Here is a 16,657-nt window from a genome sequence, read left to right as displayed (position 1 = left end):
GTGAGGTTCCCCCCAGGTAGTGGACACCGAGATAGCGGGATCACCGGTCCCGCTGGGAGGATGTTCACATGTCGCGGAAGCGTCGGTCGTTCACGACCGAGTACAAGGTCGATGCAGCGCATCGAGTGATCGATTCTGGTCGATCCATTGCCGAGGTCGCGCGCGATCTCGGTCTCAACGAAGGCCTGCTCGGCCGCTGGGTGGCCGATGAACGCCGGCGCCTCGACGCCGCCAGTCAGAGCGGCCAGGAGCCGCTCACAGCCGCTGAGCGAGACGAGCTGGCCCGGTTGCGCCGGCAGGTCGCCGAGCAGGAGAAAGACATCGCTTTCTTGAAAAAAGCGTCGGCGTACTTTGCGGCGAACCATCAACGATAGAGAAGTACGCGTTGATGGCCGCGGAGTGCGCCACCACAGCAATCAGCCGCATGGCCACCCTGCTCGGTGTGTCAGTATCGGGCTACTACAAACACCTCAAGTCAACGGTGGCAACAGATTTGAGCCCGAAGAAGCAACGCCGCGAAGAGCTGGGTGTGCACATCGCATCCATCCACAAAGAGTCGCACGGGGTGTACGGATCGCCCCGAATCACTGCCGAACTGCGCGCACAGGGCCAGCTGGTGACCGAGAAGACCGTCGCCAAGATCATGGCCGAGCGAGGTATCGCCGGGATCAGTCCGCGCACGTTCTCACCGCCGACAACGGTGGTTGATCCGTTCGCGTCGTTCCCTCCTGATCTGGTCAACCGGGTCTTCGATCAGGGCCGGATCGATGCCGTCTGGACATCGGACATCACCTATCTGACCTGCGGTGAAGGTGACATGTACCTGTGCGCGATCAAAGACGAGCACTCCAAACGAGTGTTGGGGTGGGCGGTTGCCGATCACATGCGCACCGAGTTGGTGACCGACGCGGTCGAGATGGCGGTACGGACGAGAGGTGGCCGAGTAAGGGGCACAATTGTGCACTCGGACAGGGGATCTCAATACACCGCTCACGCCATGGCGAAGGCCTGCCGGCCGCATGGTCTGCTGCGGTCGATGGGCCGGACCGGGGTGTGCTGGGACAATGCTGGTGCCGAATCACTGTGGTCGACGTTCAAACACGAGCACTACTACCGCCACAGCTACGTCCACAAGACGGAATTGATTGCTGCGGTTGACAACTGGATGAGTTACTACAACACTACGAGGCGGCACTCGACGATCGGGATGCTCAGCCCCATGAACTATGAGATGTCACTGACCGCGGAGCTTCTGGCCGCGTAACCACCCTCCACTATCCGGGGGGAACCTCACGGGGCGGCACCACCGCTGCGACGAGCAACTGGCGAAGGGGGAGTATTCGTCCCATTGCGGATGGGTTGATCGGTAATCATCCAGTGCTCCGGTAGCTCGGCGAGCCGAGGCGAGTGTTTGCTTGCGTGGATCGCTCGGGTTTACGTTCGATCGAACTCCCGAACGGCGCTGCGGCGAGCTGCTAGGGAGATTGAATACACCTAAAGGATCTTCTGTCCCTTCCCGAAACCTGAAGGCAGAGGTGACGTCAGCACTACGTTCGCCGTGTCGCGGCGAGGGGGCCTGCAGGAGGTCGGGGCTGTGATCGTTTGATGGGGTAGTGGCGACGGCAGAACCGTTAACGTCGCCACCACCGGATGCGGGCGCCCGGTTGTGCCGGGGATCGTCAGGCCGCGATTTCGAGCGCCGCGGCCAGTCCCTGAGCCGACTTCGTCAACCACTCGACATACGTCGACCCCTTCCGACAAGGTCTCGGTCACCTCGACTACCGGAACACCGGAAGCTCGGCATTTTCACCCGCTGCGAGTTCACTGGTCGCGCGGCTGACGCCGAAAGATAAGCGCGGCAGCGCATTCGGAACCTACGGATTCTACAAAAGTCTCGGCTACACCCTCGGTCCACTGCTCGGCGGTGCCGTGGTGTGGGCCGGTGGCCTCGCACTTCTTTTCGCCGTGATGACAGTCCTCGCCCTGGTCGTCGCGATCTGGGCACACACGGCAGTACCCGCACTACCGCCACTTCCTCGGCAACGGCAAACAGTTGTCGACCTCGCACGACGGTTGAACGATCACCGCTTCCTCCGCCTGACCGCAGCACTCGCCGCTGCAACGGCCGCATTGTCGGTCGGCGTCGGATTCCTCCCGGTCTCCGGCGCCGCCGCCGGCCTCGGACCGGTAGCGACCGGAGCTGCGGTCTCGGTACTCGCACTGTGCGCCGCAATTACGCAGCCGCGGGCCGGACGAGCCCTCGACGCCGGCCGGATCTCGGGAACCATGGGCCTTGCCGCAGGGTTGACACTGACCGCCGTAGGTCTTGCGTGCGCGATGATCCCCGGACTGGCGGGTGTCCTCGCAGCCGGTGTCGCGATCGGAATCGGCACCGGAATCATCACGCCACTGGCATTCGCGTCGTTGGCGTCCTCGACTCCCGAGGAACGGATGGGGCAAGACGATGGGTGCTGCCGAACTCGGGCGTGAACTTGGCGACGCCGGCGGCCCGCTACTCGTGGCCGGCGTGGCGGCAGCGGCCACACTCACGGCGGGATTCGGCGCCCTCGCGGCGCTGATCTTCCTCGTCGGCGCCTCCGCCGCGCCGGGGCGCACCCCGCACCCATCGATACGCACAAGCATCAGTAGCCAACGAAAGATGAACAAGAAATGATCAGTCGCATTGCGACGTTCAACGAATCGCGGATCGATGACACGTGATACACCAACGTGACCACGTTCGCGCGGGATACGGCATCAAATGACTTGGTCGATACTTTCACCATCGACCCGAACGTCAGCGGCGGGTGAATCCATTCCGAATGCAGTCCTCAGTGCAGTAACGGTGGGAGCGCCACCGACCGCACCCGTCGCATCGCGGTAGAGCCTGCAGGACACGCTCGGGACCTGATCCGGTTCGGCAAAGGGATCGCGGCCGTCAACGAGCAACGTCGGAGAACCCGTCATACCCGCAAGTTCTGCGGATCGAGGATCATCGACGATCACGTGGCGCAGTTCCCATTCGATCGGTACACCTGCGAGAGCTTGTTCGATCCGTTGTTCGAGGAGCGGCACGTTGGGGCAGTCCGGGACCTGCAGAATTTCGAGATGAATCATGGTGTTCCTTCGTCGGTGTGCAATGTCTGAAGCATGGGGCAGTGCCGGTCAGCTCGCGGTAGTGCGCAGGTGGAAGCGAATTCGGTCAATGAGGCCCGCATGCGTTGCAAGTCTCGGATCTTTTCGTCGAACTCGGCGATCTTCGTCCGGGCCAGTCGCCGCGCTGTGTCGCAATCGTCCGGTCCGCCACCGGCGAGATGGAGAAGTTCGTTGATCTCGTCGAGGCTGAAGCCGTGTTCCTGGGTGCGTTTGACGAACCGAACAATCTCGACAGCTTCATCCGGATATGAGCGGTATCCCGAGGCGGATCGTGGAGGCTGCTGCAGGAGTCCGCGCCGTTCGTAGTACCGCAACGTCTGCACATTCACCCCTGCTCGGGTGGCCAGTTCACTGCTACGCATATCGCCATTGTGAACCCTGTACCCGACTACAGAGTCAAATCGTTCTGCTCGACCGGAGATATTCACTTGTCATCAGTTGCGCACTACTTTGACATCTGTCAATATCGAAGTATGTCGAATCAAGATTTTGCGGAGACCGGCGCGTGCTGCTCCCCGTTGGTGCGCGAACCGTTGACCGAAGATTGGGCCGGTGATCTGGCCCGGATGTTCAAGGCACTCGGCGATCCCGTGCGTCTGCGCCTGCTGAGCCTGGTCGCCAGTCACGAGGGCGGCGAAGCCTGCGTCTGCGACATCTCCGACACCTTCGACCTTTCCCAGCCGACGATCTCGCATCACCTCAAAGTGCTGCGCCAGGCCGGGATCCTCGACTGTGAACGACGTGGAACATGGGTGTACTACTGGGTGATTCCCGCTGCGTTGCAGCAGCTCTCCGCAGTGTTGTTGGTCGAGGGGTCCACCGTGAGCGCTGCTGACGTGTGCTCCGCTGACGCAAGCGCGGAGGTCACCGCATGAGCAACGCCGCGACCACTGAACATCCCTCAGTCGTCGGAAAGCTTTCCACCCTGGACCGCTACCTGGCGGTGTGGATCGGCGTGGCCATGGTCGCCGGCCTGCTGCTCGGACGCTGGATTCCAGGCATCAACACGGCCCTGGACAAGGTGCAGATTGACGGCATTTCCCTGCCGATCGCCCTCGGACTGCTGATCATGATGTACCCGGTACTGGCAAAAGTCCGCTACGACCGCCTCGACACCATCACCGGCGACAAGAAACTCCTCGCCGGCTCACTGTTCCTGAACTGGATTCTCGGCCCCGCGTTGATGTTCGCGCTGGCCTGGCTCTTCCTACCCGACCTGCCCGAATACCGGACCGGTCTGATCATCGTCGGCCTTGCCCGCTGCATCGCAATGGTCATCATCTGGAATGACCTGGCCTGCGGAGACCGCGAAGCCGCCGCCGTTCTGGTCGCCATCAACTCGGTGTTCCAGGTGATCATGTTCGCCGTACTCGGCTGGTTCTACCTCTCGGTCCTGCCCGGCTGGCTCGGCCTCGAACAAACCACCATCGACACCTCACCGTGGCAGATCGCGAAATCCGTCCTGATCTTCCTCGGCATCCCGTTGCTGGCAGGGTTCCTGTCCCGCTTCTTCGGCGAACGAGCCAAGGGCCGCGACTGGTACGACAACAAATTCATCCCCAAGATCAGCCCCTGGGCGCTGTACGGTTTGCTGTTCACGATCGTCGTGCTCTTCTCGATGCAGGGTGAGCAGATCACCTCGCAGCCGTGGGACGTCGTCCGCATCGCACTGCCGTTGCTGGTGTACTTCGCACTGATGTGGGGCGGCGGCTACCTTCTCGGCGCCGCAATCGGATTGGGCTACGAACGCACCACCACCTTGGCGTTCACCGCGGCGGGCAACAACTTCGAGCTCGCGATCGCCGTCGCCATCGCCACCTACGGCGCCACCTCCGGGCAGGCATTGGCCGGCGTGGTCGGCCCGTTGATCGAGGTACCGGTACTGGTGGGCTTGGTCTACGTCTCCCTCGCCCTGCGTAAACGCTTTGCCGTCAAAGAGGTTTCACCCGCACCCACCGGTACGTAAGTCACCTACATCTTTCGGGAGTCATGATGAACGAGCACCGAGCCCAACCCGATCTCCTCTCCCCCCAGGCAGTTCTCTCGCGCACCGCGCACGACCTGGCAGCGAAATATGTCGGGGTCTTCTCCCCGCAAACCGTCGAACGCTATGTCTTCGAGTCCTACACAGCGCTGCGCCGCACCGCGAAGGTCCACACCCATCTCACCTCGCTCGCGGCGCGGTTCGCCGCCGACCGCCTCACGGCCTTGGCTCAGTCCAGCGGCGCCATCGCCAAGGACGTGCCCGAGGTCTTGTTCGTGTGCGTGCACAACGCGGGGCGATCGCAGATGGCGGCGGCACTGCTCGATCATCACGCCCGCGGCCGCGTACATGTGCGCTCCGCCGGATCCTCGCCGATCCACGAGATCAACCCCGCCGTCACCGCGGCGATGGCCGAGATCGGGATCGACCTGGCCGACGAGTTCCCGAAACCCCTCACCGATGACGTGGTCGCCGCAGCGGACTGCGTCGTCTCGATGGGCTGCGGCGATGCGTGCGTCGTCTACCCGGGCAAGCGGTACCTCGACTGGGCTCTCGACGATCCGGACGGACAACCCCTCGAGGTGGTGCGGGCGATCCGCGACGACCTCGATGCACGGGTGATCACGCTGCTCACCGAACTGACCACACCCGTCGCCGTCTGACCGACCACCTCCTTGAGCCACTTACTTCCATCTTCGAAGGGAACCTTCTTTCTCATGTCCGACAAGCCCAGCGTCCTGTTCGTGTGTGTTCACAACGCCGGCCGATCGCAGATGGCCGCCGGTTTCCTGAGCCACCTCGCCGGCGACGTCATCGAGGTCCGCTCCGCCGGATCAGCACCAGCGGAGACCATCAACTCAGCCGCGACCTCGGCGATGGCAGAGCTCGGAATCGACATCTCCGCCCAGACCCCGAAGATCCTCACCACCGACGCCGTGCAGGACTCCGATGTCGTGATCACGATGGGCTGCGGAGACACCTGCCCGATCTTCCCCGGCAAGAGCTACCGCGACTGGGTCCTCGAGGATCCGGCCGGCCAAGGCATCGATGCGGTTCGCCCGATCCGCGACGAGATCAAGACTCGCGTACAGGCCCTGATCACCGAACTCACCGCCAACACCCCCGACGTCGTCGGCGCCCCCTGACATTCACATCCAGAGACAGGAGTTTTCGATGAGTACACCGTCAGTGCTGTTCGTGTGCGTCAAGAACGGCGGAAAATCCCAGATGGCCGCCGGTCTCATGCGTAAAGCCGCTGGAGATCAGATCCAGGTGTACTCGGCTGGTACTAAACCCGGCTCAGCGGTCAATGCACTCGCCGCTGAAACGCTTCTCGAAGTCGGGGTGGACATCACCGGTGAGACCCCGACGCTGATCGATCCACAGCTCGTTCGCGATGTCGACCTCGTCGTCACCTTGGGTAGCGAAGCGAAGGTCGACCCCGTCGCCGGCACGGACTTCGAGAACTGGGACACCGACGAGCCGTCCGAACGTGGCATCGACGGGATCGAACGAATGCGCCTGGTCCGTGACGACATCGCCGCCCGCGTCGACGCCCTCGCCGCTCGTCTGACCACGCCCTGACACCTCGATCAGCACAGCCGCACAATCGAAAATCCTGATGAGGAAAGGACACTCGTGAGTTCACAGATGCCGATCTCCACCGACGTGGTCGTGATCGGAGGTGGTCAAGCCGGAATGGCAGCCGGCTACTACCTGCGCCGCACAGGGCGCGACTTCGTGATCCTCGACGCCGAAACATCGCCCGGCGGATCCTGGCAGCACTACTGGGACTCACTGCACCTGTTCTCACCCGCCGGGTACTCCTCACTACCCGGTTGGCCGATGCCGGCATGGAGCTCGGGTTTCCCACCCGCCTCACATGTCGTGGAGTACCTCACCGCGTACGAGACCCGATACGACTTGCCGGTCCGCCGCCCGGTCCGCGTCACCTCGGTGACCCGCTCCGGTGGTGGGTATCTCGTCGAATCCGATCGCGGCAGCTGGTTCGCGCGGGCCGTCGTCAACACCACCGGTACGTGGCGCCAACCGTTCTGGCCGATCTACCCCGGTATCCGCGAGTTCACCGGCACCCAAATCCATACCACCAGCTACAAATCGCCGACACCGTTCGCCGGTAGCAAGGTTGCCGTGGTCGGCGGCGGAAACTCTGCTGCGCAGATCGTCGCCGAAGTCTCCACCGTCGCCGAGACACTCTGGTTGACGAGCCGGGAACCACGATTCCTGCCCGACGACGTCGACGGCCGAGTCCTCTTCGACGTCGCCCGCGAACATGCCTGTGAAATCGCAGCTGGCGAAACCGATTCCGGTGGCATCGCCGGACTCGGCGACATCGTGATGGTGCCCCCGGTCAAAGCCGCCCGCGACCGCGGCGTGATGGTGGCGCACCCGATGTTCGACCGACTCACCGCCACCGGACTGGTCTTCGGCGATCACGTCGAACCGGTGGACGCGATCATCTGGTGCACCGGATTCCGTCCGGCACTGCGGCATCTGCAGCCCCTCGGATTACGGGATGCCGAAACCGGGCGCATCGACATGGACGGAGCGCACGTCGCCGGCGAACCCGGATTGATTTTCCTCGGGTACGGCGACTGGACCGGACCCGCATCGGCCACCCTCATCGGTGTCGGCCGCACTGCCCGCGACGCCATCGCCGCACTCGACGACGAAGTCTTCGCTCTCCCCGTCAACTGAGCTAGACCACGTAAACACCCAACAACTAGAGGACATCACCATGAGCACCATCGAAGTATTCGAACCCGCACTGTGCTGCAACACCGGAGTCTGCGGCGACGACGTCGACCAGGCACTGATCACCTTCACCGCCGACCTCGACTGGGTCGCGGGCAACGGCGGCACCATCACCCGCCACAACCTCGCCAACGACCCCCTCGCCTTCGCCGGAAACGACACCGTCGCAGCATTCCTCAAGCTGTCCGGCTCCGAAGGGCTCCCGTTGGCGCTCGTCGACGGCGTCACCGCGCTGACCGGCAAATATCCCACCCGCAGCCAACTCGCGAAATGGGCCGGCCTCACCGAACCCGCCGCCGCAGACGCGCCGGCCGGGATCACGATGCTCGGACTCTCCGACACCTCGGCATGCTGCGCCACCGACTCCACCACCTGCTGCTGAAAGCACCCCCGAACGCTATGAAGTTCCTCAACGACGCGCCACGATTCCTGTTCTTCACCGGCAAGGGAGGTGTCGGTAAAACGTCCATCGCGTGCGCGAGCGCGATCACCCTTGCCCGTGCGGGGAAGAAAGTGCTGCTCGTGAGCACCGATCCCGCCTCGAACGTCGGACAGGTGTTCGGGGTGAGCATCGGCAACACCATCACCGACATCCCCGCAGCGCCCGGATTGTCGGCGCTCGAGATCGACCCGGAACAAGCTGCCGCCGCCTATCGTGAGCGCATCATCGGCCCCGTGCGCGGGCTGCTCCCGGACAAGGACATCGCCGCGATCGCTGAACAGCTCTCCGGGTCCTGCACCACCGAAATCGCTTCGTTCAACGAGTTCACCGGACTGCTCTCCGGCCAGGACGACATCACCGCCACCTTCGACCACGTCCTCTTCGACACCGCTCCGACCGGGCACACCATCCGGTTGCTTCAACTCCCCGGTTCGTGGACTGAGTTCCTCGACGACGGGAAAGGCGACGCATCATGTCTGGGGCCGCTGTCCGGGCTCGACAAGCAGCGCGCCATCTACGCCGACGCTGTTGCCGCGCTCGCCGATCCGCAGCGGACCCGCCTCGTCCTGGTCTCGCGTGCCCAGCGTTCGACGCTCGCCGAAATCACCCGGACCCATCGCGAACTCGCCGATATCGGACTGTCCCATCAACATGTCGTTATCAACGGAGTTCTCCCCGAACCCGCCGACGACACCGATCCGCTCGAGACCGCGATCCGTCGACGCGAGCAAGCTGCGATCGCCGCCCTACCTGCGGAATTGGCGCAACTGCCCACCGATCAGGTCCCACTCAAAGCGGCCAATATCGTCGGTATCGGCGCACTCGAGGGCCTCTTCGCCTCCGACGACGGCGCGGAAGCTGCCCTGCTGGCTGCGACCCCGCAGCCGTTCAGTGCCCCGCTGTCGGCCTTGATCGACGAACTCGACACCACCGATCACGGACTGATCATGTGCATGGGCAAAGGCGGAGTGGGAAAGACCACCATCGCCGCCGCGATCGCTGTCGCCCTCGCCGGCCGTGGACATCAGGTGCATCTGACCACCACCGATCCCGCAGCGCACCTCACTGACACTCTCGGCGGAGAACTCGACAACCTCCAGGTCTCCCGGATCGACCCCGCGGAGGCCACCGAGCAGTACCGCAACCGCGTCCTGACCACTAAAGGCAAGAACCTCGACGAACGTGGACGCGCCAACCTCGCCGAAGACCTCCGATCGCCGTGCACGGAGGAAGTGGCAGTCTTCCAAGCATTTTCGCGGGTCATCAACGAATCGAGCCGCAAGTTCGTCGTCGTGGACACGGCCCCGACCGGGCACACTTTGTTGCTGCTCGATGCGACCGGCTCGTATCACCGTGAGATCGCCCGCCAGATGGGGAAGAACACGAACTACACCACCCCGTTGATGCGACTACAGGACCCAAACGCAACGAAGGTCCTGCTCGTGACCCTCGCGGAAACCACGCCAGTTCTCGAAGCTGCTGGTCTGCAAGCTGATCTGCAACGCGCGGGAATTGAGCCTTGGGCGTGGGTGGTCAACAATTCCCTCGCCGCCGCCGAACCAACCTCTGTGCTCCTACAGCAGCGTGCGGCGGGGGAGATCACCGAGATCGACGCCATCACAAGTCGATGCAGTCAGCGAACGGCGATCGTTCCGATGCTCGCCGAAGAACCTGTAGGCACATCCGCTTTGGCGGCATTGAGCAAGGCCTAATCGATGACCGCAAACGGTCGGATCCCGACGGGGCCTAGCAGCAGCCGGGCATGTTCGTCATGCACGTCCCACACGTACCGGTGGCCATCATGACCTGACAGTTCCACCACGCCTGCAGATTCGTCAGCACGTTCATCATTACCGCTCCCTCTCGTCGAGTGCAGATTCCTGGACGGGAAACGTTCAGGCTCCCCCCATTATCATCGTCCCTTTCCGCTATCATCGTAATATGACGATCAATAAAGATGCATGCCTGGCTACCGAGAACGGATCGGATCTCGACAACGCAGTGGCGTTGTTCCACAGCCTCTCCGACGGGACCAGGTTGGCGATCGTACGTCGCCTCGCCGGCGGGGAGGCGCGGGTGGCAGACCTGGTCGGCGAACTCGGTCTGGCGCAGTCCACGGTCTCCGCGCACGTGGCGTGCTTGCGGGACTGCGGGCTGGTCACCGGCCGCCCGTCGGGTCGGCAGGTGTTCTACTCCCTCTCTCGCCCCGAGTTACTTGATCTGCTGGCCTCGGCCGAGACCCTGCTCGCCGCAACGGGTTCCGCAGTCGCGTTGTGCCCGAACTACGGCACCGGCGCCGGGTCGGGGGTGACCGCATGAGTGATGCGTGTGGCTGCGGCCCCGACGAACCTCGCCCCGAGGGCGAGGAGGAACGTGAACCGGACAAGCTGTGGCAGGTCACAGAGATCCGCGCCGCCGCGGTCGCCGGGGTGCTGTTGGTGGCCGGTCTGATCGTGGAATGGACCGACGGCCCCCACCCGGCGGCACTGACGCTGTTCTCACTCGCACTGCTCGTCGCCGGCTACACCTTCGTCCCCGCCACCCTCAAACGCCTGGCAAGGGGCAAGATCGGGGTCGGCACCCTGATGACGATCGCCGCCGTCGGCGCCGTACTACTCGGCAAGGTCGAAGAAGCCGCCATGCTGGCGTTCCTGTTCGCGATCAGCGAGGGCCTCGAGGAGTTCTCGGTCACCCGCACCCGCCGCGGTCTGCGCGCGCTGCTGTCCCTGGTACCGGCGACCGCCACTGTCGTGCGCGGCGGTAGGGAGCAGATAATCGAACCCGGCGAACTGCAGCCGGGCGAGATCATGATCGTCAAACCGGGCGAGCGCATCGCCACCGACGGCACCATCGCGACCGGCCGCACAGCCCTCGACGTCTCCGCGATCACCGGCGAATCCGTCCCGGTCGAAGCCGGACCGGGTGACGACGTGTTCGCCGGATCGATCAACGGCACCGGCGTCCTCGAAGTTGAGGTCACCGCTGGAGCGCAAGACAATTCACTGGCGAAGATCGTGCGGATCGTCGAAGCCGAACAATCCCGCAAGGGCGAGGCCCAACGACTCGCCGACACCGTCGCCAAACCCTTGGTTCCGGCGATCCTGGTGGTCGCCGCGCTCATCGCGGCGGTCGGCAGCCTGCTCGGGGAGCCGCGGGTGTGGATCGAACGCGCTCTCGTCGTGCTGGTCGCGGCGTCGCCGTGTGCGCTGGCGATCGCGGTGCCGGTGACGGTGTTCGCCGCCGTGGGTGCCGCCAGCAAGATCGGTGTCCTGGTCAAGGGCGGCGCCGCGCTCGAGGCGCTTGGTCGTATCCGTGGCATCGCGTTGGACAAGACCGGCACCCTGACCCGTAACCGGCCCACCGTCATCGCGGTCGCCACCGCTGCCGGCGTCACCCGCGATGAGGTCCTCGAAGTCGCCGCGGCGCTGGAAGCGCGAAGCGAGCATCCCCTGGCGAAGGCGATCCTCGCCGCCGTTGACGACATCACCGCTGCTGAGAACGTCGAGGCCGTCACGGGTGCGGGACTGACCGGGTACCTCGACGGACGTTCGGTGCGGTTGGGGCGGCCGGGCTGGATCGAGCCCGAGCCCTCGCGGCCGAGGTGGAGCGAATGCAGCACGCCGGGGCAACCGCGGTCCTGATCGAACGCGATGGTGTGTTGATCGGGGCGGTCGCGGTCCGTGACGAACTGCGGCCCGAGGCGGTCGAGGTGGTGGCCGGTCTGCGGCGCGACGGTTACCACGTCGCGATGCTCACCGGCGACAACGAACGCACCGCCCGCGCCCTCGCGGCCGATGTCGGGATCGACGAGGTCCATGCCGACCTGCGCCCGGAGGACAAAGCTCGCATCATCGAACAGCTCGGCCGGCACCGGTCGACCGCGATGGTCGGCGACGGCGTCAACGACGCCCCCGCCCTGGCCACCGCGGATCTTGGCATCGCGATGGGCGCGATGGGCACAGACGTCGCCATCGAAACCGCCGACGTTGCTCTGATGGGTGAGGATCTGCGGCACCTGCCGCAGGCGCTGGCGCACGCACGCCGGTCCCGACGGATCATGCTGCAGAACGTCGGGCTCTCGCTCGCAATCATCACCGTCCTGATGCCGCTGGCACTGTTCGGTGTCCTCGGCCTGGCCGCGGTGGTCCTGGTCCACGAGCTCGCCGAGATCGTGGTCATCGCCAACGGGGTCCGCGCCGGCCGCGTCCCCGCCCTGACTACACCCGCCTCTGAGCTGTCGGCGCCGGTCGGGGCCCGCGCATGAGCGACACCGCGACCGAATACTCGACTCGGACACCGCGTCTGAGGAGCGTCTTCGTGTCCGCCGTCGTCGCCCTCACTGCCGTCGCATTGTTTGTCGAACCAGTTGCGCGTCAGGAACTTTCGGATGGTCGCACCGTTGACTTCGGGCCGCTGCAACTCAAGCTGGCCTATAACAGCGGGGTCGCGTTCAGCATGGGTGACCAACTGCCGATGTGGATTGTCCTCACCGTCACCGCTGTCATCACCGCGGGTATCGGTGTGTACGCCTGGCGCACCGCGCCTTCCAGCTCACTAGCAGCGATGATCGGGCTGTCCCTGATATTTGCTGGCGCGGCCGCGAATGTGATCGACCGCGCCGTCGACGGGAAGGTGACGGACTACTTCCACACGGGGTGGTGGCCGACGTTCAACCTCGCCGACACTTACCTCACCTGCGGTGTCGTGCTGCTCCTGGCTGCACTATTGCGGGAGTCAACGCAAGAACCCCCGAATGAGAGTTCGTCATGACATCGATGCCCGACCACATCCGAGCCGCCTATGTCTCGGAGATGACTGCCGCCGACACCACCGGCGACGACGACGCTCAACGATGGGCACACCTCGAACGCGCCCACATCATTTCCCAGCCCTACCCGTGGCCGCACACCCGCAACCACATCGCCATGCTTGCCCTCGCACTAGGCCAACACGACCGTCGAGAGGCGCTCGGACAGATCGTGCGGATCATCGTCGCCGCACCCGGATCTCTGTCTGGGCGCTACCCCGAAGGCAACACCGGTCGCGTCGAGGCAGGGCTGATGAAGCCCATGTCAGTGCCAGACGATCTGGCCGAAATGCTTCGCGACTAGTTCATCGTTGCAACACTGTGTCTGTAGTGAACGTACTTCCTGACGGGCCAAAGCGGCCAGGCAGGAAGTACGTTCTTTCGATTCACTGATGGTGCTTGGTCAGAAATGCCGTCGTTCGGGATATGAGCTCTTGGGCGTGTGTCATGACACCGCCGTGGCTGGCGCCTTCGATAACGCAGAGTTCCGAGTTCCGGATTCGCGCAGCGGCTTCCCCAGCCTGGGTGGGCCCGAGGAGAGGGTCGAACTCGAACGCGACGATCTGGACCGGAACTTCGATACCGACCAGCCTATTCATGCGGTCAGGATCACGAAGCCAAGCATGCGAAGCGCGGGCCTGCGCTACTTCTCCGTCATTCGAGGTCCACTGATCACTCTGATAAACAGCCATTTCCGCCCATTGCCCGACCAGCGGGTCTGCCGTGGCCAACGCAACCGGAGGGAGGGCAGTCAGCAGTGTCTGCATCGTCATCACTTCCGGAGGCAGACAGCCCAAGCGGTCGATGAGGGCAGCCTCGGCGTTCACCACCGCATCTAGCAGAGGCGTCGTAGGTCCTGGTCCTGCAATCAGTACGCCAGCGGCGAAACGGTCCGGGTACGCACTCAGTAGGTGTTCGACGGTGAAGCTACCGAGGGAGTAACCGACGAGTGCCGGTGGGTCGGGTAGCGCAAGGGCGTCGACGAGTGAAAGCAAATCGTCGCCCAACTCCGCGACGGTGCAATGAGCGGAAGGCGCATCGCTCGGCGAAACGCCGCGAGAGGCATACGCGATCACCTCGAACCCGCAATCTACGAGAGCCGGTGTCAGACCGGAGACTTCCCACGCAACCGGAGGCATTCCAGTCCCACCGACAACGATGACCGCTGGTCCGTCGCCTCGCAGTTCTACCCCGAGTCGAATTCTTCCGGTGTCAACGATGTCCATGGTTGCGAGTCAATCATCTTCGAGGGATGAACTTTGAGGAAGATTCAATTTCGCTGTGTGAGATAGGATTTCGAGGAGACGCACCGAGTCGTGCGCTCCGTGGGTGTGTCCCGGCTGAGTGGATAGCTGGTCTAGTGGGTGAATTTGAGGGGCGTTGCAACGACCGTGGAGCAATCCGAGAATCAGAGATCGAAGAATCGTAAATATTCGATCGACGACAAGGACCGATTCTTCCGCGAGTTCGACAAGATCACCACCGTCGCCCGATCGTTTCAACGCCGCTACGTGCGCGCAATGGACACGCAACGCCGGACTGAAAAGTCGATGGCTCGGCCACTGCGGACGCGAAGAATTCCTCCGCCTACGTCAAGGCGGTGCCGCACGTGGCGAAGTGACCGCGGAGATCGGCATACACCCACGAACCGCCCGAGACTGGGACCGTGGGGTCCGAAGATCCGGCAACACAAGGATTTACCCCGACGGCAGGGTCGTCGACTATAACCATGGCGTGACCACGATGATTACCCCACCGCGACCTCCTGCGGGAATGCGGTGTCGATGGCGGCCTTGGGCAAACCCATCTCCGCTCGCTACCTCTCGCTACCCGAACGCGAATGATCCGCGATATGAACCAGGCCCACACGGCCTCGAGGACCGTTGTCTGGGTGCCGAACAGTCGAAGACTCTGGCCAGACCGCTTGTGGACGAACAGATTACGAGGCGAACCGGACGCGCCCTGCCCGTGGAGACCCGTGACGCCGAGGATGTCGGCGAAAACCATCTGCTGCACGCCGCACGGCCGTACTCGCGTCATCTTGGGCAGGCGCCAGTATGAACAGGGGATGCGGTGATGATTTCGGACCGCCTGTAGATGCTTCGCCTTTGTGCAGGAGAAACCCGTACTCCACGCACTCCATGCGCTCCATGAACTCCGCTTAATATCACAACCGCAGGAGCCGTTCGTATGCACAGCATGAGGTTCCCCCCAGGTAGTGGACACCGAGATAGCGGGATCACCGGTCCCGCTGGGAGGATGTTCACATGTCGCGGAAGCGTCGGTCGTTCACGACCGAGTACAAGGTCGATGCAGCGCATCGAGTGATCGATTCTGGTCGATCCATTGCCGAGGTCGCGCGCGATCTCGGTCTCAACGAAGGCCTGCTCGGCCGCTGGGTGGCCGATGAACGCCGGCGCCTCGACGCCGCCAGTCAGAGCGGCCAGGAGCCGCTCACAGCCGCTGAGCGAGACGAGCTGGCCCGGTTGCGCCGGCAGGTCGCCGAGCAGGAGAAAGACATCGCTTTCTTGAAAAAAGCGTCGGCGTACTTTGCGGCGAACCATCAACGATAGAGAAGTACGCGTTGATGGCCGCGGAGTGCGCCACCACAGCAATCAGCCGCATGGCCACCCTGCTCGGTGTGTCAGTATCGGGCTACTACAAACACCTCAAGTCAACGGTGGCAACAGATTTGAGCCCGAAGAAGCAACGCCGCGAAGAGCTGGGTGTGCACATCGCATCCATCCACAAAGAGTCGCACGGGGTGTACGGATCGCCCCGAATCACTGCCGAACTGCGCGCACAGGGCCAGCTGGTGACCGAGAAGACCGTCGCCAAGATCATGGCCGAGCGAGGTATCGCCGGGATCAGTCCGCGCACGTTCTCACCGCCGACAACGGTGGTTGATCCGTTCGCGTCGTTCCCTCCTGATCTGGTCAACCGGGTCTTCGATCAGGGCCGGATCGATGCCGTCTGGACATCGGACATCACCTATCTGACCTGCGGTGAAGGTGACATGTACCTGTGCGCGATCAAAGACGAGCACTCCAAACGAGTGTTGGGGTGGGCGGTTGCCGATCACATGCGCACCGAGTTGGTGACCGACGCGGTCGAGATGGCGGTACGGACGAGAGGTGGCCGAGTAAGGGGCACAATTGTGCACTCGGACAGGGGATCTCAATACACCGCTCACGCCATGGCGAAGGCCTGCCGGCCGCATGGTCTGCTGCGGTCGATGGGCCGGACCGGGGTGTGCTGGGACAATGCTGGTGCCGAATCACTGTGGTCGACGTTCAAACACGAGCACTACTACCGCCACAGCTACGTCCACAAGACGGAATTGATTGCTGCGGTTGACAACTGGATGAGTTACTACAACACTACGAGGCGGCACTCGACGATCGGGATGCTCAGCCCCATGAACTATGAGATGTCACTGACCGCGGAGCTTCTGGCCGCGTAACCACCCTCCACTATCCGGGGGGAACCTCAG

18 protein-coding genes and 2 pseudogenes are annotated in these 16,657 nt (G+C 63.6%); 17 read left to right on the top strand and 3 right to left on the bottom strand.

The window, feature by feature from the left end; all coding sequences use genetic code 11:
• Positions 1-68: 68 nt before the first annotated feature.
• The 3 genes and pseudogenes from G8767_RS33255 to G8767_RS33245 form a co-directional block, all read left to right on the top strand.
• A complete protein-coding gene (locus G8767_RS33255) occupies positions 69-374 on the top strand; it encodes a transposase (RefSeq protein ID WP_042927362.1) in 306 nt (101 codons plus the stop codon).
• Positions 371-1,264, top strand: a complete 894-nt coding sequence (locus G8767_RS33250) for an IS3 family transposase (RefSeq protein ID WP_257217827.1) — start codon at positions 371-373, stop codon at positions 1,262-1,264. Before G8767_RS33255 ends, G8767_RS33250 begins: the two co-directional genes overlap by 4 nt.
• 530 nt (positions 1,265-1,794) lie before the next feature.
• Positions 1,795-2,674 (top strand): annotated as a pseudogene (locus tag G8767_RS33245) (MFS transporter); the annotation flags it as partial.
• Between the two features lie 83 nt (positions 2,675-2,757).
• Here the strand turns inward: G8767_RS33245 and G8767_RS33240 are convergent.
• Both G8767_RS33240 and G8767_RS33235 read right to left on the bottom strand, forming a co-directional pair.
• Positions 2,758-3,117 (bottom strand): hypothetical protein, encoded by a 360-nt coding sequence (locus G8767_RS33240; protein WP_047268971.1) that lies wholly within the window; start codon positions 3,115-3,117, stop codon positions 2,758-2,760.
• Entirely contained in the window at positions 3,114-3,518 is a 405-nt protein-coding gene (locus G8767_RS33235) for a MerR family transcriptional regulator (protein WP_042926568.1), read from the bottom strand. Before G8767_RS33235 ends, G8767_RS33240 begins: the two co-directional genes overlap by 4 nt.
• A gap of 111 nt (positions 3,519-3,629) precedes the next feature.
• Here G8767_RS33235 and G8767_RS33230 point away from each other — a divergent pair, with 111 nt between their 5' ends.
• The 12 genes and pseudogenes from G8767_RS33230 to G8767_RS33175 all read left to right on the top strand — a co-directional run bounded on the left by G8767_RS33230 (position 3,630) and on the right by G8767_RS33175 (position 13,468).
• Complete coding sequence (locus G8767_RS33230) at positions 3,630-4,031, top strand: metalloregulator ArsR/SmtB family transcription factor (protein ID WP_047268970.1); 402 nt, start codon at positions 3,630-3,632, stop codon at positions 4,029-4,031.
• Positions 4,028-5,122: an ACR3 family arsenite efflux transporter gene (gene arsB / locus G8767_RS33225; protein WP_047268969.1), complete on the top strand. Its 1,095-nt coding sequence runs from the start codon at positions 4,028-4,030 to the stop codon at positions 5,120-5,122. Before G8767_RS33230 ends, arsB begins: the two co-directional genes overlap by 4 nt.
• Positions 5,123-5,148: 26 nt before the next feature.
• Complete coding sequence (locus G8767_RS33220) at positions 5,149-5,802, top strand: arsenate reductase ArsC (RefSeq protein WP_042926574.1); 654 nt, start codon at positions 5,149-5,151, stop codon at positions 5,800-5,802.
• 54 nt (positions 5,803-5,856) lie between these two features.
• Positions 5,857-6,285: an arsenate reductase ArsC gene (locus G8767_RS33215; RefSeq protein WP_042926565.1), complete on the top strand. Its 429-nt coding sequence runs from the start codon at positions 5,857-5,859 to the stop codon at positions 6,283-6,285.
• Positions 6,286-6,313: 28 nt separating this feature from the next.
• Positions 6,314-6,724, top strand: coding sequence for a low molecular weight phosphatase family protein (locus G8767_RS33210; RefSeq protein ID WP_042926563.1), 411 nt, complete (start codon positions 6,314-6,316; stop codon positions 6,722-6,724).
• 66 nt (positions 6,725-6,790) lie between these two features.
• Positions 6,791-7,858, top strand: a complete 1,068-nt coding sequence (locus G8767_RS33205) for an ArsO family NAD(P)H-dependent flavin-containing monooxygenase (RefSeq protein ID WP_042926572.1) — start codon at positions 6,791-6,793, stop codon at positions 7,856-7,858.
• A 40-nt stretch (positions 7,859-7,898) separates the two neighbouring features.
• Complete coding sequence (arsD, locus tag G8767_RS33200) at positions 7,899-8,297, top strand: arsenite efflux transporter metallochaperone ArsD (protein WP_042926560.1); 399 nt, start codon at positions 7,899-7,901, stop codon at positions 8,295-8,297.
• Positions 8,298-8,314: 17 nt separating this feature from the next.
• Positions 8,315-10,069, top strand: a complete 1,755-nt coding sequence (gene arsA / locus G8767_RS33195) for an arsenical pump-driving ATPase (protein WP_042926569.1) — start codon at positions 8,315-8,317, stop codon at positions 10,067-10,069.
• Between the two features lie 229 nt (positions 10,070-10,298).
• On the top strand, positions 10,299-10,676 hold the full coding sequence (locus tag G8767_RS33190; protein WP_042926558.1) for a metalloregulator ArsR/SmtB family transcription factor: 378 nt from the start codon (positions 10,299-10,301) through the stop codon (positions 10,674-10,676).
• Positions 10,673-12,621, top strand: a pseudogene (locus G8767_RS33185) (cation-translocating P-type ATPase). The gene G8767_RS33190 and the pseudogene G8767_RS33185 overlap by 4 nt, the downstream one beginning before the upstream one ends.
• Positions 12,618-13,127 (top strand): signal peptidase II, encoded by a 510-nt coding sequence (gene lspA / locus G8767_RS33180; protein WP_042926555.1) that lies wholly within the window; start codon positions 12,618-12,620, stop codon positions 13,125-13,127. The pseudogene G8767_RS33185 and the gene lspA overlap by 4 nt, the downstream one beginning before the upstream one ends.
• Positions 13,124-13,468, top strand: coding sequence for a DUF3703 domain-containing protein (locus G8767_RS33175; protein WP_042926553.1), 345 nt, complete (start codon positions 13,124-13,126; stop codon positions 13,466-13,468). Before lspA ends, G8767_RS33175 begins: the two co-directional genes overlap by 4 nt.
• An 82-nt stretch (positions 13,469-13,550) precedes the next feature.
• Here the strand turns inward: G8767_RS33175 and G8767_RS33170 are convergent, their stop codons facing one another.
• Entirely contained in the window at positions 13,551-14,390 is an 840-nt protein-coding gene (locus tag G8767_RS33170; protein WP_052959799.1) for an alpha/beta hydrolase, read from the bottom strand.
• Between the two features lie 1,041 nt (positions 14,391-15,431).
• Between G8767_RS33170 and G8767_RS33165 the strand changes: the two genes are divergently transcribed.
• Both G8767_RS33165 and G8767_RS33160 read left to right on the top strand, forming a co-directional pair.
• Positions 15,432-15,737 carry a transposase gene (locus G8767_RS33165; protein WP_042927362.1) on the top strand — a complete coding sequence of 102 codons (306 nt, stop codon included), beginning with the start codon at positions 15,432-15,434 and terminating at the stop codon, positions 15,735-15,737.
• On the top strand, positions 15,734-16,627 hold the full coding sequence (locus tag G8767_RS33160) for an IS3 family transposase (RefSeq protein ID WP_257217827.1): 894 nt from the start codon (positions 15,734-15,736) through the stop codon (positions 16,625-16,627). The genes G8767_RS33165 and G8767_RS33160 overlap by 4 nt, the downstream gene beginning before the upstream one ends.
• Positions 16,628-16,657 lie beyond the last annotated feature (30 nt).

The sequence above is a fragment of the Rhodococcus sp. IC4_135 genome (genome assembly GCF_011602025.1).
Lineage (GTDB): Bacteria > Actinomycetota > Actinomycetes > Mycobacteriales > Mycobacteriaceae > Rhodococcus_F > Rhodococcus_F baikonurensis.
Note: the sequence above shows the minus strand (reverse complement) of the source record. Positions and strands in the feature narration are given on the sequence as shown.

What these genes read in the sequence shown, in the direction of transcription:
- G8767_RS33255 (WP_042927362.1), top strand. Translation starts at nt 69, where the DNA reads ATGTCGCGGAAGCGTCGGTCGTTCACGACCGAGTACAAGGTCGATGCA.
- G8767_RS33240 (WP_047268971.1), bottom strand. Translation starts at nt 3,117, where the DNA reads ATGATTCATCTCGAAATTCTGCAGGTCCCGGACTGCCCCAACGTGCCG.
- G8767_RS33235 (WP_042926568.1), bottom strand. Translation starts at nt 3,518, where the DNA reads ATGCGTAGCAGTGAACTGGCCACCCGAGCAGGGGTGAATGTGCAGACG.
- G8767_RS33230 (WP_047268970.1), top strand. Translation starts at nt 3,630, where the DNA reads ATGTCGAATCAAGATTTTGCGGAGACCGGCGCGTGCTGCTCCCCGTTG.
- arsB (WP_047268969.1), top strand. Translation starts at nt 4,028, where the DNA reads ATGAGCAACGCCGCGACCACTGAACATCCCTCAGTCGTCGGAAAGCTT.
- G8767_RS33220 (WP_042926574.1), top strand. Translation starts at nt 5,149, where the DNA reads ATGAACGAGCACCGAGCCCAACCCGATCTCCTCTCCCCCCAGGCAGTT.
- G8767_RS33215 (WP_042926565.1), top strand. Translation starts at nt 5,857, where the DNA reads ATGTCCGACAAGCCCAGCGTCCTGTTCGTGTGTGTTCACAACGCCGGC.
- G8767_RS33210 (WP_042926563.1), top strand. Translation starts at nt 6,314, where the DNA reads ATGAGTACACCGTCAGTGCTGTTCGTGTGCGTCAAGAACGGCGGAAAA.
- G8767_RS33205 (WP_042926572.1), top strand. Translation starts at nt 6,791, where the DNA reads ATGCCGATCTCCACCGACGTGGTCGTGATCGGAGGTGGTCAAGCCGGA.
- arsD (WP_042926560.1), top strand. Translation starts at nt 7,899, where the DNA reads ATGAGCACCATCGAAGTATTCGAACCCGCACTGTGCTGCAACACCGGA.
- arsA (WP_042926569.1), top strand. Translation starts at nt 8,315, where the DNA reads ATGAAGTTCCTCAACGACGCGCCACGATTCCTGTTCTTCACCGGCAAG.
- G8767_RS33190 (WP_042926558.1), top strand. Translation starts at nt 10,299, where the DNA reads ATGACGATCAATAAAGATGCATGCCTGGCTACCGAGAACGGATCGGAT.
- lspA (WP_042926555.1), top strand. Translation starts at nt 12,618, where the DNA reads ATGAGCGACACCGCGACCGAATACTCGACTCGGACACCGCGTCTGAGG.
- G8767_RS33175 (WP_042926553.1), top strand. Translation starts at nt 13,124, where the DNA reads ATGACATCGATGCCCGACCACATCCGAGCCGCCTATGTCTCGGAGATG.
- G8767_RS33170 (WP_052959799.1), bottom strand. Translation starts at nt 14,390, where the DNA reads ATGGACATCGTTGACACCGGAAGAATTCGACTCGGGGTAGAACTGCGA.
- G8767_RS33165 (WP_042927362.1), top strand. Translation starts at nt 15,432, where the DNA reads ATGTCGCGGAAGCGTCGGTCGTTCACGACCGAGTACAAGGTCGATGCA.